The sequence below is a fragment of the Sporocytophaga myxococcoides genome (assembly GCF_000775915.1).
In the GTDB taxonomy this organism is placed as follows: Bacteria; Bacteroidota; Bacteroidia; order Cytophagales; family Cytophagaceae; genus Sporocytophaga; species Sporocytophaga myxococcoides_A.
In genome coordinates, this window is the sequence record NZ_BBLT01000001.1 from 787,907 (window position 1) to 812,367 (window position 24,461).

The window sequence follows — 24,461 nt, forward strand, 5'->3', positions numbered from 1 at the left end:
TTAGTTTAAAAGAAAGTTTTATAAAGCTCAAAGGTGAAATCTGTTTTCATATCCATTATCCTATTTTCCTTTTTGTTTGCTGAATTAGTCGGATACCTGTATTGGGAAAATAAAAGGGTGGAAGCTAAAATAGCTGCAAACTCTGCAATGGAAAGTAATACGGAGCTATTGATGAGGATAGCGGTAAAAAAAGATAAACATACTTTAGGCTGGAATAGATCAAATGAATTTTTACACAATGGAATAATGTATGATGTAGTTTCATCAAATGTCAGTAAAGACAGTATTGTGTTTTTGTGTTTTCAGGATAACTATGAAAGCTGGATAAAAAGAGAAGTTGATAGATATCTCAATATTTTTTTTGGAAAATCCGGACATAAAAAAAAGCCTAATTTTTACAGTAAATATGGTAGCAAAAAACTGATACAGCCTATTAATATTGGTTTAGAAAAAATATTTTTATTAAAATATTATAGATTTTGTATTGATTTTATCTTTCATTATCAGCTGATGATTACCAATACTCCTTTTGTCCCACCGGAATTTAAATTCTAATGTATCTTTTATAAAATGAAATTCTATAAAAGATAATCTTAGTAACATCAATAATATTATTAAAAATTAGACTTCACTCAATAATGAAAAGATTTCTATTCTTAAATCTTTTCCTTTGGGCAATTATTTCCATGTCTTCAGGACAGGAAATTTTAAGAGGAAAAGTGATCGATAAACAAACTAAGTCTCCTTTATCCGGAGCAAATATTTTTATTAAAAGCCAAACTGTAGCTAGCACTGATGAACTGGGGCAATTTGAAGTTGCTTGTAAAGATTCGTTAAAGATTACCGCTTCATATATAGGTTATCAGGATTATCAATTAAATGTGGTTAGTTGTCAGGATGTTCTGATAGAATTGGTTCAATCAGATTCGCATCTGAAAGAAATTGAAATTTCAGCAACGTCTAATGCTAATAAGGCCATTCTGAATCAACCTCAATCAATCGTTAAATTGAACGAAACAGAACTTAAAAGAGGGACAGGTCTATTCCTTGATGATGCTATTAATACAAATGTTCCTGGAGTATATATGGAACGAAGAACTGTATCTGCAGGCCAGCAATTTAATATCCGGGGATATGGTAATGGAGCAAGGGGGACAAATGGGATAAATAGCAATTTTGACACTCAGGGGTCCAAGGTTTACCTAAATAATATTCCCATAACAGATGCAGAAGGTATCACCCTCATGGATGATATCGATTTTGGTTCTGTAAGCAATGTAGAAGTAGTCAAAGGGCCTTCAGGATCTCTATATGGACTGGCAATTGCAGGTGTTGTAAACCTTCAAACTAAAAAAGCAGAGAAGGGGAAAACTTCTGTCAGTCAGATTGCAATGCTGGGAAGCTATGGCTTGCAAAGGTATACGACTTCTCTTGAAATAGGAGGGGAAAGATCTTCTTTGTTGATTAATTATGGTAAACAAAAATCAGATGGGTTCATGGCACATTCTGCTTCTCAAAAAGATTTTGTTAATGTAATGGGCGATTTTAATCTGAATGCGAGACAGGGAATAACCGCATATTTTGGATATAGCAATAGTTATGATGAAAGAGGTGGAGAGCTTACTATTGAGCAATATAAAAATAGAGATTATTCAGGCAATAAGGCTTATATTAAAAACAATGCACATTCTGAAATAATAAGCTTTAGAGCTGGCATTGGACATCTCTATAGAATAAAAAGAAATATTTCCAATAATACGACAGTCTTTGGTTCCGGCATGAATAGTAATGCCAGCTCGGCAGGAGGCTGGACGGATAAGAGGCCTGTCAATTATGGTTTTCGTTCTACATTTGATACCAGATTTGCTCTAGGTAGTAAAATCAGTTTATCCGGAATTACAGGAATAGAATTTCAAAGCCAGCATGCCCAGATCATTGGTTACGGAATGGTAGCGGATAGTTTTAATCTAAGTGGCTATAACATTATAGGTCCGCAAAGAAGTAATCAGTCTACCATTACTTCCACTTCATCCTTGTTTTCTGAATGGACTTTGACATTACCTCATGATATATCATTGACAGCTGGTGTTGGCTGGAGTACCATGAATATAAGATTAGATGACAGAAATTACCTTGCTTTAAATAATAATCCGTCAAATACGAAAGCGAAACATGTTCCTACCTCTTACAAGGCTTCTTATACAGATATGGTTTCTCCAAAGTTCGCATTTAATAAGGTGTTTAGCAGACAAATTTCCGTTTATGCATCCTATAGTAAAGGATACAAGGCTCCTGTTAGTTCTTATTTTTATATTCCAACAACGGGGGAATTAAATCTCGGGTTGAAGCCAGAAATAGGAACTCAATTTGAAATAGGTTCCAAAGGAAATTTGCTGGACGAAAGACTGCAATTTCAGGTAGTTGCTTTTAATACAATATTTTCTAACAAAATGACAACAGTTGCTGTTCAAAATCCGGCAAATACAGCAACCCTCTATACATATCTTGTAAATAGCGGAAGTCTTAATAACAAAGGCCTTGAAGTAATGCTTATTTATACTGCTTATCAATCAAAGAATGCTGCTTTTACTTCAGTTCGTCCATTTGCAAATTTTACCTACTCGCATTTCAGATATGATAACATACAATATCAATCAGTAGCAAAAACTAAAACAAATAAAGATAGCCTGGTAACAGTCGATTACAGCGGAAATGCAGTAGCTGGAGTTCCTCCTGTTACTTTAAATGCTGGAATTGATTTTCTTACTAAATATGGAGTTTATGGAAATGTAAATTATTCATACAGAGATCAGATGCCTTTTACTTCAGATGGAAATAATAAAGCTGAAGGTTACAGTTTGTTGAATGCTAAAGTAGGATATCAACATAAGTTTTTTGATCATCTTAATGTAGGTGTCTATTTTGGAGCTAATAATATTACAAGCACTCAATATTATTATATGGTTTTCCTGAATCAGCTACCTGATGCATATCTTCCTGCCCCATATAAAATAAATTATTTCGGAGGCTTAAACCTTAAGTATTCATTCTGATAAAATCCAAGACGAGGCATTCTTTTTTAGAATGCCTCTATTAATAATGAAAATTATGAAACGACTGATTTTACCTGTTTTAGTTTTGTTTGTTTGTGATGCTTGTGGCCGTTTTGGAAATGAAGTCAAAAAGGAGGGCAGGCAGGAGCGTATTGTCTGTATTGCCAAACAATATAATGAGATTATTTATGCATTGGGAGCTCAGGATAATCTTGTAGCAGTGGATGTTTCAAGTACCTATCCTGGTGAAATAAAAAAACTTCCGACGGTAGGTTATCACCGGGCATTAAGTGCGGAAGGTATGATTGCGGCTCAGCCATCCTTAATTATTCATGATAATAATGTTGGTCCAGAACATGTGATGTCTCAGATGGAAAAACTTCAGATTCCCATGAAAACGTTTTCAAGAGCCAAAGATATTGAAGAAACAAAAGCTTTGATTAAAGAAATGGGAACGTACTTTCATAAAGAAATTCAGGCAGACTCACTCTGTAGAAAAATTGACAATGACTTGAATGCCGCCTTAAAAAGTGAAAGGCCAATTGTGGATACTCCCGATGTGGTCATTATTCATTATGGAAGAGCTATGAATGTTTATCTTGTGATGACCCAGCTAAGTAATGCTGCGCAAATGGTTACATGGGCGGGGGGGCGAGTACCAGTAACTGGAGATAAAGGTATGCAAAATATTTCAGCTGAAATCATAGCTGATGCAAACCCTGATATTATTCTGCTTACTGACTTCGGATATGATCGTCTTGGCACTCCTGAAAAGATCAAGGAGCTTCCCGGTATCGCAACTACAAAGGCAGCAAAAAAAAACAGGATATACAGATTCGAGGAGCATGATCTTGTTTATTTTGGTCCCCGGATTGGTGAGAATATCTTAAAAATGAAAAAGTTATTTCATTCTGATGAATAGATTTGATCAACAGCACAGACCTATATTCTTATTTCTGCTTTTGATATTGTTTATGCTTGCATTGACTTCTGTGAGGTTTGGAGCAGTGAGTATTTCATGGATTGAAATCCTAAGTTCAATTCAAAAGTGGATAAGATCGAATGAAGAAGCACTTAGTTTAAGGGAAAATATATTTCTTCAGATAAGATTTCCCCGAGCTATTCTTTGCATTGTGACAGGTGGATCACTGGCTATTGCTGGTGTGTTGATGCAGGCTTTATTTCGAAATCCAATTGTAGAACCTGGACTGATCGGCACCTCCAGCGGAGCCGCTTTTGGAGCCGCTTTATACCTTGTTCTAGGGACAACAATGAAAATTGATGCCGGAGAATGGACATTGACAATTGCAGCTTGTATTGGAGGAGTCATTGCAACAATTCTGGTAATGATGTTTGCAAGTTCTGAAGAAACTGGTAAATCATCCGTTGTAGTTTTGTTACTTACTGGTATTGCAATTAACTCTTTGTTTATGAGTGGTGTTGGCTTTTTATCATATATAGCAAGAGATCCACAGGCGAGGTCAGTAACATTCTGGAATTTGGGCACTTTATCCGGGGCAAGTTGGAGTGCTGTCTGGGTTGTCAGTATAGTTTGTGGTTTATGTTTTTTGATAGCGCTTCGTTATTCAAAAGCCTTGAATGCTCTGATGTTAGGTGAAGAAGATGCCTTAATGCTGGGCGCAAACATCACAATGATTAAGAAGAATATAATGGTGTTAAATGTACTTCTGATAGCAGTGACTACAGCTTTTGTCGGAGTTATAGGCTTTGTCGGTTTAATAGCTCCTCATCTTATCAGAATTCTGATCGGGTCGGATAACAGGTATCTTATAATAGGAAGTGCAATGATGGGAGCAATTTTACTTACAAGTGCTGATCTCATATCCAGGCTTTTGCTTGCTCCTGCAGAACTGCCAATCGGCGTGGTTACTTCTTTTGTAGGGGTTCCCATTTTTTTATATCTGTTAAAAAAGAGAAATCAATACTTATTTTAATTATGTTGAAGGTCTGTAGTGTGAGTTTTGAAATTGGAGGCAAAAAAATTTTACAAGATATTTCTTTAACATTGGAACCAGGTAAAATGAACCTAATATTGGGACCTAATGGCTCTGGCAAGTCGACATTGATCAAGGTGTTTTCAGGACTTTTAAGGCCCACGGCAGGAGAGGTAAGTGTTGGAAATCAAGCATTGCGAAGTTATAGCAATAATGATCTTGCAAAAGTAAGAGCTGTTTTATCTCAGCAAACAGACTTACCTTTTTCATTAACAGTTCGTGATGTGGTATTAATGGGAAGGTATCCTCATTTTGGTGGCAAAGCTACTCCAAAGGATCATCAGATATGTGAAGAGCTTATGAAGTATTTCGAGCTTTATGAATTAGCTGATAGGAATTATCAAACCCTGAGTGGAGGAGAAAAACAAAGAGTGCAGTTTGTAAGGGTTATGTCTCAGATCAGTCTATTGTCAGACGATTCATCAGTAAAATACCTGATTCTGGATGAACCTCTTACTTACCTTGACATTTATTACCAGCTGCATTTTATGACAAAGCTTCGTGAAATATTAAGAGCAAACCTTGTTATTGTTGGAGTAGTTCACGATTTAAACTTGGCAGCTCAGTTCGCCGACAATCTGATCTTAATGAAAGAAGGAAAGATCCTGATGCAAGGTCCTCCGGAAGTTGCAATGACGAGCGAGACACTGTATGAGCTTTATAAGGTTCAGGTAAAAATTAAACGTCTGGATGAAGCACCAATGCATTTAATATTTACATAAAAGGGAAGAAGCATATTGAAGTTGTGATAAGCATAAAATAAAAAAGACATCATTTCTGATGTCTTTTTATTTTTTAAGATTAAGCTTCTTATTGTTTAGCAGCTGCTTTCTTAGCTGCGGACTTCTTAGAAGCTGTTTTTTTAGAAGCTGCTTTTTTAGAAGCTACTTTCTTAGAAGCTGTTTTTTTAGAAGCTGCTTTTTTAGAAGCTACTTTCTTAGAAGCTACTTTTTTAGATGCTGCTTTTTTAGATGCTGCTTTCTTAGATGCTACTTTTTTAGAAGCTGCTTTCTTAGAAGCTGCTTTTTTAGAAGCTGCTTTCTTAGAAGCGGCTTTCTTTGCTACTTTTTTAGCAGCGGCTTTAACTACTTTTTTCACTTTTTTTAGGGTTTTGGTGTCTACTGATTTTAAAACATCTTCAAGTGATTTGAGGAACCCGTCCTCTATGATCTTGAAAAGTTCTTTGTTACTATATTTTGACATTAATTATATAGTCTTAATAAAAAATAAAATAACAGTTCTTATTACTTTATTGTATTTATACTTAAAAATAATAAAAAAGTTTTTTTTTTTACAAATATATGGCAAGATACTTTTTAAAAAAAATAATTTTTCTATCTATAAGTTTACTCATCAAGTGAAAATTTTTAACTGAAATACTTATTACTATTTTATATTTTTTTTATTGACCTTCTGTTTCCCTTTGATATCAATACGTTTGACGTGTATAATGTTTATGTGAGCTTAAAGATTCATATATTATCATTACCTCTTTTTATATCAAATAAATAAAGTTGAAGCTTGAAAAAAATATGTATTAATCTCAACTCTGAGGTAATTTTATGATAGCTCTTGTTCCTTCATCTAGTTTGCTTGTTAGAATCAACTTTCCCGATAACCTATGAACAGCTACTTTTGCAAGATACAACCCCATACCTGTTCCAATTGAATAGTCCGATCCTTTGTAAAACATTTCGAATACTCTTTCCATTTTATTCTCAGCTATTCCAAGCCCATTGTCTATTACTTCGAATACGATTGCAGAGCTATCTTTACTTACCTTAAGTTCAATAGTTGGCTGCTGTCTGGTCTTCTTTTGAAATACAAATGCATTCAGCAACAAATGCTTTAGTGCGATTCTGAATACTCTTATATCTGTGATAAAGACCGGCAATGTTTCTGGAACGGAAAGTTGAACATTGTTGAATAATACTGGTACTTGTTTTTGAATCTCATTTTTTAGCTCGGAAATAAGTTGATGAAGATCTATTGCTTCTTCAACTATTGGTGTCGCCTGGACCCTGGATAGCTCGAGCAAGGTGGTTATAAGTGCTTCTAACTTATCCGAACATGTTCGGATCATGTTTAAAAATGGAATGAATGCACTGTCTTTCAATTCATCTGCAGCAATATCAAGTACACCGTTCAAACTGGTAAGTGGCCCTTTAAAGTCATGTGATACCTTATATATAAAAGTATTTATATCTTCTTCTTTCTTCTTTAGCTCATTCTGCTTTAAAGAACTATTTGCATCTGGAAATAGCGTAATGATATTTTTATCCACCAAAGAAAGTATAGATGCTACATAATCGGAGATATGATCATTGAACTTTAGTTGAAGTGGAATGAAGAAACAATCTCCAGCGTAAAAGGTATCTTCATAGAGGAAATTACCTTTTTTGTCTAATAATATTTCTTTTAAATCCATCTCTATTAACCTTCCGGATACTGCTGGATTTATATTTTCGAATGCTTTATTGTATGAAGTTATTTTAAGATATGTGTCAGTTATTATAATAGGATAAATATATTCCTGAATTTTATTCTTAAGCTCTGTAGCTGTAAAGTCGGGTCTTATCAGGCCGTTGAGCGAAAAAGAATTTCCATTATCATTTAATTTAACTGTCCATTCAATCTCCAGAAAGCCTTTGTTGTTTTTATGTCTGAGAATAATTGCAGCTGGATTATTTTTTTCAACTATAGATAGAAAGGAAGTAAAAAGTTTAGCATATTTATCCAGACAGGTATTATGAAAGTTTGATGATGGTTGCATTTCCTCGTCTAATAAGATGGTTCTGCATCTGTCGTCAACCTTAAGAAAAGTACCGTTGATGTCTATCAGGCAAGAGAGCCTTCTATGTTCAATTTGTCCGTTAGATTTTTCCATATGCGGTAAAAGAGAAACTCTTCAGTCTGTAACTTGTTTAATAAATGTTTGAATTAACTCAATAAATCGTTAAGATAAATGATTGCCAGAATATTTCCAGTATTAACAATTGGTTTGTTTTTAATTTTAAACTCTGCATGTGGCCAGGGTGCATTGACAGAATTAAAGAAACTATCAGAGACAAATGATTTGAAGCGGGGGAGTATTTCTTTTTATGCTCATGAATTGTCTACCTCCAAAACGATCCTTAATTACAATGGCACCAAACTATTGATACCCGCATCTAATCAAAAGTTGCTGACAACAGCTGCTGCATTAAACATACTTGGATCTGATTTTACATTTAAAACATATGTTGAACATGATGGACAAATTACTGATAAAGGAATCCTTGAAGGAAACATTTATATCAGGGGAGAAGGAGATCCCACATTTGGTAGTGGCAGAATTTCTTCATCTCAAGCATGGAGTGAAGTATGCAATAAAGTTTGTAAAATATTATCTGATGCTGGTATCAAAAAGATTAATGGTGGTATAATAGGTGATGCATCGTGGTTTGAATATAATTCTATCCCTGACTATTGGATCTGGACAGATATTGGTAATTATTATGGTACAGGTGCCTATGGGTTAAATGTAAATGAGAATACATATAAGCTTTTACTCAAACCAGGAAAAACAATTGGTGATTCAGTTGAAGTTTTGGGAACAGATCCGGTAGTACCTAACATTCAATTTCTCAATTCTATTAAAACTGCAGCTGAAGGAACCGGCGATAACGGTTACATTTATGGTGCACCTTTTACCAGTTTGAGAATTTTATCAGGGACTATTCCTAGAGGAGGGAATTTTTCCATTAAAGGCTCAATGCCAGACCCTGCATATTTTGTGGCATCAGGAATTAAGGAAGCTTTAGTAAAAAATAAAATAGAGATTCTTCTTCCGGCAAGTTCTTTATATACTTTTAATGGTAAGGCAATAACAGAAAGGAAAGTACTACACACCTTTACCTCTTCTCCTCTAAAAGATATAATAAAGGAGACCAATGTTAATAGTCTTAATCTTTATGCTGAATCATTATTAAAAACCATTGGTAAAAAGTTGTTTAATGAAGGTTCTACTAAAGCAGGAATTAAGGCATTGCAGGAATTTTGGAACTCTAAGGGGATAGATCCTTCTGCAGTTATTATTTTCGATGGTAGCGGACTTTCTACTTTTAACTGGACATCTTCTGAAGCATTCAGTTATGCACTTTTGCAAATGAGCAAAGAAAAGTATTATTCTGATTTTTATAACTCACTTCCAGTTGCGGGCGTAAATGGTACTTTGAAAAAGGTTGGGAAAGGTACTATGCTTGAAAATAATATGAGGGCTAAAAGTGGCAGTATGAAAAGGGTTCTATGTTATTCCGGATACATTAAAAACCCTGAAACCGGAAAGGAATACTCATTTTCTGTTATGGTAAATAATTTTGATTGCTCTGCTTCGTCTTTATTACCGAAATTGGAAAAAATTCTTTTGTTGGTACAGAAAGGTCAACTTAATTAATCTTGAGGATATTAATTGATGAGACTTTTGATTCTTGAGGAATGATTTTTTGATTATATAAAAGTGAAGATCAGTATTTTAAAATAAAAGTATTGAGGAAGATAGAGATCGGGTGCCTTAATAATAATAGCACATCATCCGATTCTAAAACCAAGTTGGAAAAACTCTTTGTAAGGTAAGACCTGTAATAACAGGCTTACTTATTTTCATTAGCTTCTACAGAATTGTCTTTAGGCTCTTCATCTTTTTTAGGAAACCAAATTGAAAAAAGAATTGAAAGAGCCAGTATTCCTGCAACTATCATCAGGGCATACTTCATATCTATTTCAAACCAGCCAGCTCCTCCGGCAACAAGCTTTACTCCAATGAATATCAAAATTAAGGAGAGGCCGTAGTGGATGTAATGGAATAATTGCATTATACCAGCTAAAGCAAAGTACAGAGATCTAAGGCCTAAAAGAGCAAAAACGTTTGAAGTATAGACAATGAAAGGATCTTTACTTACTGCAAGGATAGCAGGAATTGAATCAGCAGCGAAAACAATATCCGTTGTTTCTACTACCAGAGTTACAATAAACAAAGGTGTAGCAAACAACTGCCCGTTGATTCTGGTGAAAAAAGAATCTCCATGGTATTGTTTCGTTACTCGTAAGAATTTGTTTACTAAAGTTATAATGGGATTTTTTTCAGGATTAATTTCTTCATCACTTCCCAAAAACATTTTGATTCCGGTAAATACTAAGAAAGCTCCCAAAACGAAAACAGTCCAGTGGAATTGATTGATTAAAGAAACGCCGACAACTATAAATAGAGCTCTTAGTACAAGCGCTCCAATGATTCCCCAAAACAAAACCTTTCTTTGATATTCAGCAGGGACTCTGAAATAATTGAAGATCAGCATGAATACAAAAAGGTTATCTACGCTTAAAGATTCTTCAATCAGATACCCTGTAAGAAATTCAAATGCAGCGGTTTTACCTTTCCAGAAATAAACAAAAATATTAAAAGCTATTGCCAGACCTATCCAAAATGCAGACCACCATAAAGCAGATTTAACAGTTACAGTCTCATTTTTTCTATTCAGAACAAACAGGTCCAGAATCAGAAGGCCCAGTACACAAATGTTAAAGATTATCCAAAAGTAAATGTTATCCATTAAGTTGATTTGTCAGCAGATACCCTAATAAAATTCAATAAAATTAATTAAAAGAACAGACATTGAAAGTAAAATATTTGAAATTTTTTTCAGATCTGCTCGTTAGTCTTTTTAACTTTCCGTCTTTCAGAAAGGTAAGTTTTTATGACAGGAATCCACGTAATGACTACTATTCCTCCTATAAATAATTCAAGGTGCTCTTTTATTTGAGGAAACATTATACCTAAAAAATAACCCAGTAAAAGCATTGAAAAGACCCAAAGTAATCCACCTATTACATTATAGGCAAAAAACTTTTTAAAGTTAAATTTTACAACTCCTGCAAATATAGGTGCAAATGTTCTTATGATAGGGAGGAATCTCCCCATTATTAAAGCCAGTCCTCCATATTTTATAAAAAAGGCTTCAGCTGCCATAATGTATTTCTTTTTAAACAGGAGGGAATCTTTTCGGGAAAGTAATGCTTCTCCCATTTTTTTTCCAAATGCATATCCTGCAAGATTACCAAGTACTGCAGCAAGGGATATGGTACCTAGTAGAAAGAGAATAGAAGTGTTCAATATGCCTGTAGCACAGAATATTCCTGTTGTAAAGAGAAGTGTGTCACCCGGCAGAAAAAAACCGAAAAACAAACCATTCTCAACAAATACAACTATAAGGATTAAAGTTACACCTCCAAACAGTATCAGTTTCTCGGGATCGATCAGTTGCTGGAAGAGGTGTAGTATAGAATCCATTACAAGAATAATTTGATAAGACTTCTGCTTTAAGTTAAAGACTTTATAGCATCAATAAATAGGCCAGGAGTTACTCCAAGTAAAATTATTATGCAGCCTATTAATACTAAAACAGCTTTATTTATAACAGTAAGTTGTATTGATTCCGTTTCAGATTCTCCTGAATACATTGAAATAATTACTCTGAAATAATAGTAAACGCTTATTAAAGAACCTAATACAGCTACAATAACCAACCCTAAATAGCCTTCCTGAAGTACAGCTGAGAATAGATAAAATTTAGCAAAGAATCCTACAGCAGGTGGAATACCAGCCAAAGAAAGCATGGAAATAACCATTATTACAGCCAGTAAAGGATGAGATTTTCCAAGACCACTGAAAGATTCAAATGAATCATTGCCTTTTATTTTAATGACATAATGTAAAACTGCAAATGCACAAAGTGTTGAAAGTGCATAAGAGGAAGTATAAAGTACCAACGCATCTTGGCTTTCATACCTGGTAAGTAGAATAGTCATTAGCATGTAACCGGCCTGAGCAATACCAGAATATGCTAGCATTCTTTTGACACTTGTCTGATATACTGCTAAAATATTTCCGGTTAAGATGGTAAAGATAATAATCACTGAAAGTGTAGATCCCCATTGAGGAAGCAATGAAACAAACGAAGTATTGAATAATCTGTAGAAAGCTGCAAACGCTGCTGTTTTTACAATAGTTGCCATGAAGGCAGTAATAACGAGAGGCGCTCCTTCATAAACATCAGGTGTCCAGAAGTGGAATGGTACTGCAGAAACTTTGAATGCAAGACCAATCATAACCATAAATATACCTGTGTAAAATAAGACAGATACAGAACCTGAATTATTTGACGCGATTAGCGCAATTTCATGAATATTGAATGTGCCGGTGGCTCCATACAAAAGTGCAATACCAAACAATAAAATACCGGTAGCAAAAGCACCCATTATAAAATATTTTAAAGAAGCCTCGTTGGAAGACAGTTCTTTTTTTCTGCTACCTGCCAGAATAAACATTGGAATAGAAAGGATTTCAATTCCAAGGAAAAGCATTGCAAGATGGGTAAAAGATACGAGTACAATTGTACCTGTTAAGGTAAACATTATCAGTGAATAGTGATCTGCCTGATTGAATTCATTGGAATCATATTGATCTTTAGAGATAAAAAACCAAACAAGAGCCATTAGAATAATCAGACCGGAAAATACTCCTGCATAATGATCAAATACAATCATATTAGGAAAGTACTGATATGCAGAAGTTAACTCAGATAGGTTTACACAAAATACTCCAGTTAGGCCAAGAACTAAAATTGTCCAAAGGTATTTTCTGAATCCGAAGATCTCGGATAACATTGAAACTATGCCAAGTAATGCTGTTAGAATTAATGTTTTCATCGGTTATTTCAAACTTAAAGATGTCCCTGTCCCTTTGATTAATACTTTAACTGCTGGTTCCGAAATTTCAAGGAATGTTTCAGGGTATATCCCCATCCAGAATATTAAAATGATAATTGGAATTAATACCAGTTTTTCACTTGTAAACAGATCTGTAAATCCTGAAGTTAACTGGTTCGTTTCTCCCAGCATAATCTTCTGGAAGCTAGATAACATATATACAGCACCAAGAATTATAGAAACTCCGGCTACTGCAGCTATCCATGGATTGTACTGGAAAATTCCGACGAAAAGAAGGAACTCACCAGGAAAACCTCCTGTAAATGGAAGTGCAATGCTGCTGAAAAGCAAAATGATAAATGTAACAGTAAAGAAAGGAGCAACATTTCTTATTCCTCCTAAAGAAGATAGTTCAAGTGTTTTGGTTCTGTCAAACAGAACATCAATCACAAAGAATAATCCTACAACATTAATTCCATGGGATAACATCTGAATAATCCCACCCTGAAGACTTTCTTCCGCAAGCGTGAATATTCCCGCTGCAATCAGCCCTACGTGAGCGATTGAAACATAGGCAATAAGCCTCTTGAAGTCTTTTTGTTTAATTGCTATAATTGAAGCATAGATAATTCCGATGACACTAAGGATAATTGCCGGCATTCCATAATTATGAACAGCTTCTGGTACAAGGGGAAGAATCCATCTTATAACTCCATAGATACCCATCTTTAGCATGATTCCGGAAAGAAGCATTGTACCTTGAACAGGCGTAACTGTATAGGTATCAGGTTGCCATGTATGGAATGGGAATATCGGCATCTTAATAGCAAATGCCAGGAAGAAAGCAAAGAACACAAGAGCCTGATCTGTTGAACTTAATGTACTTCCAACGGCATAGAATTGATTGATGTCAAATGAACTGTTTGGAGTCTGTAAATACAGATAAATGATAGCAATTAGCATTAAAAGGCTGCCTGCCAATGTATAAACGAAGAACTTGAAGGTGATTTTTTTTCTGTTTTCTCCACCCCAGATCAATGCAATGAAATAGATCGGGATAAGCGCAAGCTCCCAGAATACATAAAATAGAAATGCATCACGAGCAACAAATACACCAACAAGGGCAGACTGCATAATTAATATAAGCCCATAGAAATAGTTGCTGTTAGCAAATGATCTTCTGAATGATGAAAGGATGATTAAAGGTATAAGAAAGGTGGTAAGCATTACCAGAAGTATGCTAATTCCGTCCATTCCTACGCTGAATGATATCCCCATTGATTTCACCCAAGGTATTGATGTAGCATAAGCCAATGTATCTTGAGGATTAAATTTTAAGAGTAAAACCAGAGAATAAGCAAATTCAGCTAATGTGGCCGCAAATGCAAATTGTTTTGCCCTATTGTCAGGAAGCAGGAATGAAATTAAGCCTGCTACCAGCGGTAGAAAAATTAAAATACTGGTTTCCATTAAAACTTGATAATCGTGTTAAAGAACAATATTAATATGATGCCAATAACCATAGCAAACATGTAGAAACTGATGCTACCGTTTTGTAGAAATCTTAAAGCTGCACTGCCTTTGTCTACTCCTTTACCCCATGCATTTACAAAGTTGTCAATAATTTTTATCTCAAACACTTTGTAGAAAATATCTCCAAGCCAGTAAAGAGGTTTTACTACCAGAGCTCTGTATATTTCGTCGATGTAGTATTTGTTGTAGAGTATTTTATGAGTAGCAGAAAGATTGGATCCCTCAGGAGCCGGAACTGCTTTTTTGGATATGTAAACTAATGCAGTAATTGCAATTACCAATAAAACTGCTCCGACTGAAATACCCATTAGCATTAATTCTGTTGAATGGCTTAGTGCATGTCCCGCATGTTGATTAATCGGCGCTATAACTGGGCTAAGGAATGATTTAAGAAAGTTATGACCTCCAAGGACTTCAGGAACACCTACAAAACCTCCAACAACTGAAAGGACTGCAAGTACCATCAATGGGATAGTCATGATAAGCGGAGACTCATGCAAATGCGATTTCTGATGTTCTGTACCTCTGAATGATCCAAAGAAAGTTAAGAAAACCAAACGGAACATATAGAATGTAGTCATTAAGGCACCTAAAACTCCAAGTGCCCAAAGGATAGGGGAGTGTTCATAAGCATGAGCCAGTATTTCGTCTTTAGAGAAAAATCCAGCAAATGGAGGAATGCCCGCAATAGCAACAGTTCCTATGATAAAAGTAGCAAAGGTAATTGGAAGTTTTTTCCAAAGTCCGCCCATGCTTCTGATATCCTGCTCGCCACTCATAGCATGAATTACGCTACCAGCTCCAAGGAAAAGAAGTGCTTTAAAGAATGCGTGAGTTGCTACGTGGAATATTGCTGTTGAATAAGCTCCCATTCCAAGTGCGAAGAACATATATCCCAACTGGCTAACTGTAGAATAAGCAAGTACCTTTTTGATATCGTTTTGAACCAGCCCTATTGTAGCTGCAAAAAGAGCAGTTGTAAGACCGATAATTTGAATTACTTCAAGAGTAAATGGAGCTAATGAGAAAAGTACATTTGATCTTACAATCATGTAAATACCTGCTGTTACCATGGTTGCTGCGTGAATTAACGCTGAAACCGGAGTAGGACCTGCCATCGCATCAGGTAACCATGTATAAAGTGGAATTTGTGCACTTTTACCGGTGGCTCCAAGGAATAATAACAAAGTGATTGCTATTAGTACAGGCTGAACAATACCTGGTTTGAATATAGTTTGAGCTTGTTCGAAGACAACGCTATATTCAAGACTACCGAATGTAACGATGATCAAAAGCATTCCTAATAGGAAGCCAAGGTCACCGATACGGTTCATTATGAATGCTTTTTTCGCAGCATTGTTATAGTCATTGTTTTTAAACCAGAATCCGATAAGGAGATAAGAGCAAAGTCCTACACCTTCCCAGCCTGCAAAAAGAACAAGGAAGTTAGAGCCCATCACAAGGATCAACATGGAGAAAACAAATAGATTCAGGTAAGCGAAATACCTTGCAAATCCTTCATCATGAGACATGTATCCGGCAGAATACAAATGGATTAAGAATCCAACCCCTGTAATGATTGTCATCATTGTAACAGAAAGCGGATCTATAAGAAATGAAAGCTTTATATCAAGTGAACCTGCTGAAATCCAGTTGAAATAAGTAAGCGTTTCAGATTGAATGCTTCCGTTTAATACATTGATCAAAAGGGAAAGCACAATAAGGAAGGATCCAAGAATACTTCCGCAACCAACAATTCCTACAAGGGCTTTGTTTAATTTTTTATTAGCTAAACCAATTATCAAAAATCCAATAAGAGGTAAAACAGGTATTAACCAGGCTAATTGTAACATCTTTTATCTATTTATTCTACCACTTTAATTTATTCAGAGAATTTATATCTACCGATCCTGTATTTCTGTATATCATTACAAGAATAGCCAGACCGACCGTAATTTCAGCTGCTGCAACTGCCATGATAAAGAAAACGAATACCTGTCCTGACGCATCATTATGAAATACAGAAAATGCCACAAGCAAAAGGTTTACAGCATTCAGCATCAGCTCGATGGACATAAATATGATAATGATATTCCTTCGTACAAGAACCCCCATGACGCCTATCGCAAAAAGGATACTTGCAAGAACAAGGTAGTTTGTAACTGTGTTTGATAAAACTTGCATGATCTGCTATTTCAATTATTAATGATCTTTAAGATTCTTTTTTCCCAACATCACAGCTCCGATCATTGCAGAAAGGAATAGTGTGGATGAAACTTCAAATGGAAGTAAATATTCATCAAAAAGGATTTTGCCCAGATTTTTAACTGAACCCATATCTGAATTTACCACCTGTGCTGCTTCAGCCTGATGAAGACCTTTAACAGCTCCAAGCAATACAATCAACAATAACCCTCCAGAAATAGCACCGGCTATTTTAGGTAGCATAGACTTGTCTGTATCGTTAGTTTTGTTAAGGTTTAATAGCATGATAACAAAGAGGAACAGAACCAAAATTGCTCCCGCATACACTATAATATGCACAATGAAAAGAAATTCTGCATTCAAAAGAACATAGTGGCCTGCTATAGAAAAGAAAGTCAATATCAGAAATAATACACTATACACCGGGTTTTTAGAAAATATAACCGCTAATGCAGCACCTATCGAAATGATAGACAAAATCAAAAATACCAACTGATCCATTGTTACTTTTTGTAAGGTTTATAAGTTTTAGGATGTGCGCTTGTTCCTATTGGTTGAACAAGTTTATCTTTTCCGAAAATAAAATTCGACCTGTCGAAGTTTGCAGGTGCAAGCTCTTCTGTAAGATATACTGCATCTTTTGGACAAGCTTCTTCACAAAGACCACAGAAAATACATCTAAGCATATTTATTTCGTATGTCTTAGCGTATTTTTCTTCACGATACAGATGTTCTTCACCTTTTTTTCTTTCAGCAGCAACTATTGAAATAGCTTCAGCAGGACAAGCTACGGCACATAGACCACAGGCAGTGCAGTTCTCTCTGCCTTGCTCATCTCTTTTCAGAATGTGTCTGCCTCTGTATACCTTACTGAACTCTCTTTTTTGCTCAGGGTATTGAATGGTTGGTTTTCTTTTAAAGAAGTGCTTGATGGTGATCATCATCCCACCAAATATTGCAGGAAGATACATTTTCTCCTTCAATGTCATTTCTTTATTTACGACAACCTTTGATCTGTTAGATAAAGAGTGCATAACTGATTATTTTAATACTATGATTAAAAGTCCTGTAATAATTATGTTGATCAATGCCAATGGTATAAGCATTTTCCAGCCCATTCTCATCAATTGATCATATCTGAATCTCGGAAGTGTCCATCTTACCCACATGAATAGGAATATGAACAGTACAATTTTCGCGAAAAGGAAAATTGTTCCCATGATAGTTACAAGATTATGAGGTAATCCTAACTGATCCATGAATGGGAAGTTATATCCTCCGAAGTAAAGCGAACTCATAATTGCAGCAGATATGAACATATTGGTATACTCAGCGAAAAGGAAGAAGCCCAGTTTCATACTGCTATACTCTGTATGATAACCTCCCACAAGCTCATTTTCAGATTCAGGAAGGTCGAACGGAGTTCTGTTACATTCTGCGAAAGCACAAATCAAAAAGATTAAGAATCCCAGAGGCTGATAAATAATGTTCCAGGAAGCTCCGGAAATACCGAGTATTGGTGCATTCTGCTGTTGTACGATTTCACCAATGCTTAATGTTCCTGTGGTCATGATAAGAGCAATGATAGATAACCCCATTGCAATCTCATAACTGATCATCTGAGAACTAGCTCTCAATGCTCCAAGAAGCGAGAACTTATTGTTTGATGCCCATCCTCCGATCATGATTCCATAAACTCCTATGGAAACAACTGCAAATACATAAAGGATACCTATGTTAAGATCGGTGATTTGCAAGCTGATTACTCTGTCAAATAATTCAAGTGAATTACCCCAAGGAATTACTGCACTTGTCATTAGTGCAGTTGTCATGGATACAGACGGACCTAAAATAAACAAGGCCTTGTCTGCATGTTTAGGTATAAACTCTTCTTTTAAAAAGAATTTTACTCCATCTGCAAGTGGCTGAAGAAGACCGAAAGCTCCAGCTCTGTTAGGACCTAGTCTGTCCTGAATAAATGCGGCTACTTTTCTTTCAGCATATGTGCTGTATAGCGCAAATAAAAGTGTAATGCCGAAGACGGCTACAATTAATACTATCTTATCTATCAGAAATATTTCCATAACCTATATTCTTCGGTGCATCTACTTTTATTCCCTGTAAATATTTATTTTGAGCCTGAACAGAATTTCTCTGAATTGGAGCAGGTCCTTCTACAGTCCAGTCGCTGGCTAATTTTTTCTCAAATCTACAATCGTTGCAAATGAAATCTTCTACTTCTCCATACTGATCTTTTCTTCCTGTAACTCTGAATACTTCATCTCCTTTCATCCAGACTGTTGTTTTTCCGCAGCATTTATCGCAGTTACGATGAGCATACATTGGTTTTACAAACCAAACCCTGCTTTTGAAGCGGAATGTTTTATCTGTAAGAGCTCCGACAGGGCAAACATCAATTACGTTTCCTGAAAAATCATTTTCAATTACGTTTTCAATGTAGGTACCAATTTCGGCAGCGTCTCCTCTGTTAAGAATACCATGTACACGCTCATTGGTGATCTGGTTTGCAGTGAAGACACATCTGTAGCAAAGAATACATCTTGTCATGTGGAGCTGTATCTTACTACCAATATCTATTTTATCGAAAGTTCTTCTTTCTTCTTCGTATCTGGTCTTTGCAGAACCATGCTCAAAAGCAAGATCCTGTAGGTGACATTCACCTGCCTGATCACAGATTGGGCAATCAAGAGGGTGGTTTATCAATAAGAATTCCACAACACCTTTTCTTGCTTCAAGTACTTCGGGAGAAGTAATGTTCTGAACAACCATACCATCCTGAACAGGAGTGGAGCAAGAAGCAACCAGTTTCGGCATAGGTCTTGGGTCTTTAGCAGAACCAGCAGCTACTTTTACAAGACAAGTTCTGCATTTTCCTCCTGAACCTTTAAGTTTAGAGTAATAACACATGGCTGGAGGTACAAGATCGCCTCCGATTTGTCTGGCAGCATTCAGGATTGTGGTTCCTGGTTCTACCTCTGTTTCAACACCATCTATAGTTACCTTAATCATTGTAATACAGTATTTAATTCTCTTTTATAATCCGCACTGTGTGCAAATGGACTATGTGCTACTTTTTCAGGAAATTTAACGTGGTACTCAAACTCCTCTCTGAAGTGTCTGATGTGACTTGCCACAGGCCATGCTGCCGCATCTCCAAGCGGACAGATTGTATTTCCCTCAATTTTTTTAGCAATATCAACCAAAAGGTCGATATCACTCATTGATCCATGTCCGTGTTCTAATCTGTGCAACACTTTTTCCATCCATCCTGTACCTTCTCTGCAAGGACTGCACTGACCGCAAGATTCATGATGGTAGAATCTTGTAAAGTTCCACAAATTTCTCACGATGCAGGTGGTCTCATCCATGGCAATAAATCCTCCGGAACCAAGCATAGAACCACTTGCAAAGCCTCCTTCAGAAAGTGATTCGTAGCTCATTAATCTAGCTACACCTTCTTTAGTTTTGTAGAACAGTTCTGCTGGTAAAATAGGTACAGAAGAACCACCAGGTACAACCGCTTTCAATGTATGGCCAGTTCTGATTCCACCGCAATACTCATCAGAATTTAGGAATTCGTCAACAGGTAAGCCCAATTCGATTTCATAAACTCCCGGTTTATTCATATGTCCGCAAGCAGAGATCAGCTTTGTGCCTGTTGATCTGCCCACGCCAATTTTAGCATATTCATCCCCCCCCATGTTAATGATAGGAACTACTGTTGCCAGAGTTTCCACATTGTTTACCACTGTAGGGCAGTTATAAAGTCCAGATATGGCAGGGAAAGGAGGTTTCATTCTTGGATTTCCTCTTTTTCCTTCAAGTGACTCAATCAAAGCGGTTTCTTCACCACAGATATAAGCACCACCACCTGGCTGTACATAAATTTCAAGATCGTATCCTGAGCCAAGAATATTTTTTCCAAGGAAGCCATTGTGTTTTGCTTCAGCAATCGCATGCTCAAGAATGTCTACAATCCATCTGTATTCGCCACGGATGTAAATGTAAGTTGTATTTGAACCTAAGGAATAACTGGAAACTATTAAACCTTCAATAAGAAGGTGAGGGATGTATTCCATTAAAAATCTATCCTTGAATGTACCTGGCTCACTTTCATCAGCATTGCATACCAGATATCTTGGTTTATCTGATTTTCTGTCCAGGAAACTCCATTTCATACCGGTAGGGAAACCGGCGCCACCACGTCCTCTTAGGCCTGATTTCTTCACTTCTTCCATCACGTCGTCAGGAGACATGGTTTTCAGAGCTTTTTCAACTGAGCGATAACCACCCTTGGCTCTGTAAACGTCAAAGGATTTAATCCCCGGAACGTTTATATTTTCTAATAATAATTTCCTGGCCATTAGATCTCGTATTTATTATCAGGATTAAAATCTTGTCCTAGTCTTGCAATAATTTTGTCCATCTTTTCTTCGGTAAGATGTTCATAGTAGAACTTACCGATCTGAGCCATTGGAGCATATCCGCAAGCGCCAAGACACTCAACGGCTTTCAAAGAGAACTTATTGTCAGGAGTTGTTTCTCCGACTTTTATTCCAAGTTTCTTTTCTGTATATTCAATAATCTGATCAGCTCTGTTATGCATACAAGGACCTGTTCTACAAAACTCTATAAGGCATTTACCAACAGGCTTCAGGTTAAACATTGTATAAAATGTTGCCACCTCATAAACCTCGATTGGTTTAATGTTCAACAGAGAGGCTACATAATCCATTACAGGAACTGAAAGCCATCCGTCAAACTCTCTCTGTGCAAGATGGAGAATAGGAAGTAATGCAGATTTTTGTCTGCCTTCAGGATATCTGGATATGATCTCCTGAACCTTTTTCAGCTTTTCTTCTGAAAATTTGATTTCTGATTGTACTGTTCCCATTGTATTTGCTGTAGGCACTTAGTTTTTGTCGAAGGAAAACCGCACAAAAACTTTTTACTCAGTTTATATTAAACTCAAATTTATAAAATCTTATTGAAATCAGGCATCCATTTCACCTGCAATCAGGTTAAGGCTACTCATAGTTAAGACAGCATCAGAGATTGTTGCTCCTTTTATCAGTTCTTCATAAGCCTGATAGTATATGAATCCAGGTCTTCTGAAGTGCAGTCTGTATGGCATTCTACCTCCGTCACTGATCAGATAAAAACCTAGTTCTCCGTTTGCCCCTTCAATGCTATGGTAAATTTCTCCTTTAGGTACTTCAATTTCTCCCATTACAATTTTGAAATGATAAATTAAAGCTTCCATGTTGGAGTATACTTCTTCTTTAGGAGGAAGATAGATATCCGGAACTTCTGCATGGTAAGGACCTGAAGGTAGCTTTTCCAGTGCTTGACGAATGATGCTAAGGCTTTGCCAAACTTCTTCGTTTCTTACCATAAAACGGTCATAGGTATCACCGTTTGTTCCTATTGGTATTTCGAAGTCAAAATCCTGATATGAAGAATAAGGATTCATTACTCTTACATCATAGTCAACGCCTGCAGCTCTTAAATTTGGACCTGTGAATCCATAATTTAATGCTCTTTCGGCAGAAATAGCTCCCACACCTATGGTTCTGTCCATGAAAATTCTGTTACGGTTAAACAGATTTTCCATTTCTTTCCATACTATTGGGAATTCCTCAAGTAGTGTATTTATTTTAGCAAAGGCAGCAGGGGTGAAATCTCTTTCCAAACCTCCGATACGACCAATGTTTGTGGTAAGTCTTGCTCCGCAGATCTCTTCAAATATCTCATATATTTTCTCCCTTTGCTGCATTACATAAAGGAAGCCTGAATAAGCGCCTGAGTCAACCCCGAGAATACTGTTGCAGATAAGGTGATCTGCTATTCTTGAAAGCTCCATGATGATTACTCTCAGGTATTCAACTCTTTTAGGAACTTCAACACCAATTAATTTCTCAACAGTCATATGCCAGCCCATATTATTGATAGGAGCGGAGCAATAGTTAAGACGATCGGTGAGGGGAGTAATCTGATAGAATGGTCTTCTTTCTGCCAGTTTTTCAAAAGCACGGTGGATGTAACCGATTGTTGATTCCGAAGAAACAATTTTTTCTCCATCCATCTTTAGAATATTCTGAAATACACCGTGAGTTGCCGGGTGAGTAGGCCCGAGATTCAGTGTAGTCAGTTCACTCTGGTCTGTAACTTGAGTATTAGTGTTGTTAGGTTGTGTAAGCATAACTGTTATCTGCCAAACAAGGAATCGTCTTTATCCGTTCTCGTTGAATCTTCTAATGCATATTCTTTTCTCAAAGGAAAATAGCCCAGATCATCAACATTTAAAATTCTTTTCAGATTTGGATGTCCTTTAAACTGGATACCAAAAAAGTCATAGGTTTCTCTTTCCATCCAGTTTGCACCTGAGAAAACCGGAGTAGCAGAATCAATTACAGGATCATTTTTCGGAAAAAAAGCCTTTAAACGGATTCTTTTATTTTTAGGTAAGTTATGCAAATGATAAACAGCCCCCAGAACTTCTTCTGGTGCTGTGAAGTGAACTCCCGTAATATCTGTCAGAAACTGGAATTCAAGTTCCTGATCGTTATAGAGAAATCTGAGAATATCAAGTAAAGATTCTCTCTTAATTGTTATGGTAAGTAAATTGTATGGTTCTTCTACCTTGATGATGGCGTCACCGAACTTTTCAGTAAGTTTTTCCTGTATCCTCTGGTGGGTTAGTTCTTCCATTATTCTATTCCGTAAGAAGCCAGTAATTGTTTGTATTCAGGAGTATTTCTTCTGTTAAGTGGTTCATTTTCCACCAGCTCCTGTATTTTCATAAGTCCGTCAAGTATCTGTTCAGGTCTTGGAGGGCATCCTGGAACATAAACGTCTACAGGGATAATTTTATCTATTCCCTGAAGTACACTGTAAGTATCAAATATTCCACCGCTTGAAGCACATGCACCAACAGCCATTACCCATTTTGGTTCAGCCATTTGTTCATATACCTGGCGTACGATTGGTCCCATCTTTTTCGCGATTGTTCCCATCACCATCAGAAGGTCTGCCTGTCTTGGCGAAAAGCTAGGTCTTTCAGCGCCGAATCTTGCAATATCGTAGTGAGAGCCCATGGTAGCCATGAATTCAATACCGCAACAAGAAGTTGCAAATGGTAAAGGCCATACAGAATGCTTTCTGGCAAGGCCAACAGCTTTATCTAAGCTGGTAGCAAAGAAGCCTGGTCCGTCAAAACCGGCAGGTGGATGAACTATATTTGCCATAATTTAGAATAATTCTAATGTTGATAATTTAATCCCATTCAAGGGCACCTTTCTTTATTATATAGACAAAGCCTATAATAAATGCACCCATGAAAAGTAACATTTTAAGAAAATCGTCGATTCCTTTTTGAGCAAATTCTTTGAAATTTACAGCCCAAGGGTAGAAGAAGATAACTTCAACATCGAATAGGACGAAGAGTGTAGCAACCAGAAAATATTTAATGGAAAATTGCATTCTGGCGTTGCCGACAGAGTCAATTCCACTTTCAAATGTTTCGGTTTTATGTTTGGTAGTTATTTTGGGACCAAGAATGTAGCTGGCTAGGAGACTGACGCTGACGAATCCAGCGGCGACCAGAAATTGAATTGCAATTGGGAAATAAGGACTGGATAATATTTCTTCCTTCATACTTCTTTTTTAATTGGTTTTAATCTCATTTTGTCGAATGAAATTGTAATTCTTAAAGGACAGATTGTAACTAGTAACGAGATTTTGTTGATGTTTATGAAAAAAACAAGATCTACAATAGTTTTATTCTTCATAAGATACAGCGTAAAATTATACAATTTCTTTCACAAAAAAACATTTTGCACAAATTTTTGGCACACCTCTTATTACAGGAAAAAATCCTAAATAGTTT

Annotated in this window: 24 protein-coding genes; 6 read left to right on the top strand and 18 right to left on the bottom strand. The window is 36.3% G+C overall.

The features are described from left to right. Window positions 1-33: 33 nt before the first annotated feature. The 5 genes from MYP_RS03395 to MYP_RS03415 all read left to right on the top strand — a co-directional run bounded on the left by MYP_RS03395 (window position 34) and on the right by MYP_RS03415 (window position 5,790). Window positions 34-555, top strand: a complete 522-nt coding sequence (locus MYP_RS03395; RefSeq protein ID WP_045458425.1) for a hypothetical protein — start codon at window positions 34-36, stop codon at window positions 553-555. An 83-nt stretch (window positions 556-638) separates the two neighbouring features. Further along, window positions 639-3,053, top strand: a complete 2,415-nt coding sequence (locus tag MYP_RS03400) for a TonB-dependent receptor (protein ID WP_045458427.1) — start codon at window positions 639-641, stop codon at window positions 3,051-3,053. Window positions 3,054-3,108: 55 nt separating this feature from the next. After that, window positions 3,109-3,975, top strand: a complete 867-nt coding sequence (locus MYP_RS03405) for a heme/hemin ABC transporter substrate-binding protein (protein WP_045459148.1) — start codon at window positions 3,109-3,111, stop codon at window positions 3,973-3,975. Next, window positions 3,968-5,008: a FecCD family ABC transporter permease gene (locus MYP_RS03410; RefSeq protein ID WP_045458430.1), complete on the top strand. Its 1,041-nt coding sequence runs from the start codon at window positions 3,968-3,970 to the stop codon at window positions 5,006-5,008. Before MYP_RS03405 ends, MYP_RS03410 begins: the two co-directional genes overlap by 8 nt. Window positions 5,009-5,010: 2 nt before the next feature. Beyond that, window positions 5,011-5,790: a heme ABC transporter ATP-binding protein gene (locus MYP_RS03415; protein ID WP_045458433.1), complete on the top strand. Its 780-nt coding sequence runs from the start codon at window positions 5,011-5,013 to the stop codon at window positions 5,788-5,790. An 88-nt stretch (window positions 5,791-5,878) separates the two neighbouring features. Here the strand turns inward: MYP_RS03415 and MYP_RS03420 are convergent, their stop codons facing one another. Together MYP_RS03420 and MYP_RS03425 are read right to left on the bottom strand one after the other, a co-directional pair. After that, the gene (locus MYP_RS03420; RefSeq protein WP_197059998.1) at window positions 5,879-6,271 is read right to left on the bottom strand and encodes a hypothetical protein; all 393 of its coding nucleotides are present in this window, start codon (window positions 6,269-6,271) and stop codon (window positions 5,879-5,881) included. 340 nt (window positions 6,272-6,611) lie between these two features. Further along, window positions 6,612-7,955 carry a sensor histidine kinase gene (locus MYP_RS03425; protein WP_045458436.1) on the bottom strand — a complete coding sequence of 448 codons (1,344 nt, stop codon included), beginning with the start codon at window positions 7,953-7,955 and terminating at the stop codon, window positions 6,612-6,614. Window positions 7,956-8,033: 78 nt separating this feature from the next. On the opposite strand from MYP_RS03425, the gene dacB reads away from it, so the two are divergent. After that, complete coding sequence (dacB, locus tag MYP_RS03430) at window positions 8,034-9,503, top strand: D-alanyl-D-alanine carboxypeptidase/D-alanyl-D-alanine endopeptidase (RefSeq protein WP_045458439.1); 1,470 nt, start codon at window positions 8,034-8,036, stop codon at window positions 9,501-9,503. Between the two features lie 196 nt (window positions 9,504-9,699). On the opposite strand, the gene MYP_RS03435 is transcribed toward dacB, so the two are convergent. From MYP_RS03435 to MYP_RS03510, 16 genes are all read right to left on the bottom strand, one after another. Beyond that, the gene (locus MYP_RS03435) at window positions 9,700-10,659 is read right to left on the bottom strand and encodes a TerC family protein (protein ID WP_045458442.1); all 960 of its coding nucleotides are present in this window, start codon (window positions 10,657-10,659) and stop codon (window positions 9,700-9,702) included. 89 nt (window positions 10,660-10,748) lie between these two features. After that, window positions 10,749-11,396, bottom strand: a complete 648-nt coding sequence (locus tag MYP_RS03440) for a DedA family protein (RefSeq protein WP_045458445.1) — start codon at window positions 11,394-11,396, stop codon at window positions 10,749-10,751. Window positions 11,397-11,425: 29 nt separating this feature from the next. Continuing rightward, window positions 11,426-12,814, bottom strand: a complete 1,389-nt coding sequence (locus tag MYP_RS03445; RefSeq protein WP_045458447.1) for an NADH-quinone oxidoreductase subunit N — start codon at window positions 12,812-12,814, stop codon at window positions 11,426-11,428. 3 nt (window positions 12,815-12,817) lie between these two features. After that, on the bottom strand, window positions 12,818-14,284 hold the full coding sequence (locus MYP_RS03450; protein ID WP_045458449.1) for a complex I subunit 4 family protein: 1,467 nt from the start codon (window positions 14,282-14,284) through the stop codon (window positions 12,818-12,820). Further along, a complete protein-coding gene (nuoL, locus tag MYP_RS03455; protein ID WP_045458455.1) occupies window positions 14,284-16,200 on the bottom strand; it encodes an NADH-quinone oxidoreductase subunit L in 1,917 nt (638 codons plus the stop codon). Before nuoL ends, MYP_RS03450 begins: the two co-directional genes overlap by 1 nt. Before the next feature lie 16 nt (window positions 16,201-16,216). Continuing rightward, window positions 16,217-16,531: an NADH-quinone oxidoreductase subunit NuoK gene (nuoK, locus tag MYP_RS03460; RefSeq protein WP_045458458.1), complete on the bottom strand. Its 315-nt coding sequence runs from the start codon at window positions 16,529-16,531 to the stop codon at window positions 16,217-16,219. 18 nt (window positions 16,532-16,549) lie between these two features. Continuing rightward, complete coding sequence (locus tag MYP_RS03465; RefSeq protein ID WP_045458460.1) at window positions 16,550-17,053, bottom strand: NADH-quinone oxidoreductase subunit J family protein; 504 nt, start codon at window positions 17,051-17,053, stop codon at window positions 16,550-16,552. 2 nt (window positions 17,054-17,055) lie between these two features. Continuing rightward, the gene (locus tag MYP_RS03470) at window positions 17,056-17,586 is read right to left on the bottom strand and encodes a NuoI/complex I 23 kDa subunit family protein (protein WP_045458465.1); all 531 of its coding nucleotides are present in this window, start codon (window positions 17,584-17,586) and stop codon (window positions 17,056-17,058) included. 6 nt (window positions 17,587-17,592) lie between these two features. Beyond that, window positions 17,593-18,636 carry an NADH-quinone oxidoreductase subunit NuoH gene (gene nuoH / locus MYP_RS03475; protein WP_045458468.1) on the bottom strand — a complete coding sequence of 348 codons (1,044 nt, stop codon included), beginning with the start codon at window positions 18,634-18,636 and terminating at the stop codon, window positions 17,593-17,595. Continuing rightward, the gene (locus tag MYP_RS03480; RefSeq protein ID WP_045458471.1) at window positions 18,614-19,582 is read right to left on the bottom strand and encodes a 2Fe-2S iron-sulfur cluster-binding protein; all 969 of its coding nucleotides are present in this window, start codon (window positions 19,580-19,582) and stop codon (window positions 18,614-18,616) included. The genes nuoH and MYP_RS03480 overlap by 23 nt, the downstream gene beginning before the upstream one ends. Then, the gene (gene nuoF, locus MYP_RS03485) at window positions 19,579-20,937 is read right to left on the bottom strand and encodes an NADH-quinone oxidoreductase subunit NuoF (RefSeq protein ID WP_045458474.1); all 1,359 of its coding nucleotides are present in this window, start codon (window positions 20,935-20,937) and stop codon (window positions 19,579-19,581) included. The genes MYP_RS03480 and nuoF overlap by 4 nt, the downstream gene beginning before the upstream one ends. After that, window positions 20,937-21,467 (bottom strand): NADH-quinone oxidoreductase subunit NuoE, encoded by a 531-nt coding sequence (gene nuoE / locus MYP_RS03490; RefSeq protein ID WP_045458477.1) that lies wholly within the window; start codon window positions 21,465-21,467, stop codon window positions 20,937-20,939. Before nuoE ends, nuoF begins: the two co-directional genes overlap by 1 nt. Window positions 21,468-21,566: 99 nt before the next feature. Further along, window positions 21,567-22,775 (bottom strand): NADH dehydrogenase (quinone) subunit D, encoded by a 1,209-nt coding sequence (gene nuoD / locus MYP_RS03495; protein ID WP_045458480.1) that lies wholly within the window; start codon window positions 22,773-22,775, stop codon window positions 21,567-21,569. A gap of 5 nt (window positions 22,776-22,780) precedes the next feature. Continuing rightward, the gene (locus MYP_RS03500; RefSeq protein WP_045458483.1) at window positions 22,781-23,284 is read right to left on the bottom strand and encodes an NADH-quinone oxidoreductase subunit C; all 504 of its coding nucleotides are present in this window, start codon (window positions 23,282-23,284) and stop codon (window positions 22,781-22,783) included. Continuing rightward, complete coding sequence (locus MYP_RS03505) at window positions 23,284-23,820, bottom strand: NADH-quinone oxidoreductase subunit B (protein ID WP_028982166.1); 537 nt, start codon at window positions 23,818-23,820, stop codon at window positions 23,284-23,286. The genes MYP_RS03500 and MYP_RS03505 overlap by 1 nt, the downstream gene beginning before the upstream one ends. 28 nt (window positions 23,821-23,848) lie before the next feature. Beyond that, the gene (locus tag MYP_RS03510; RefSeq protein WP_045458487.1) at window positions 23,849-24,229 is read right to left on the bottom strand and encodes an NADH-quinone oxidoreductase subunit A; all 381 of its coding nucleotides are present in this window, start codon (window positions 24,227-24,229) and stop codon (window positions 23,849-23,851) included. Between the last annotated feature and the right edge of the window lie 232 nt (window positions 24,230-24,461).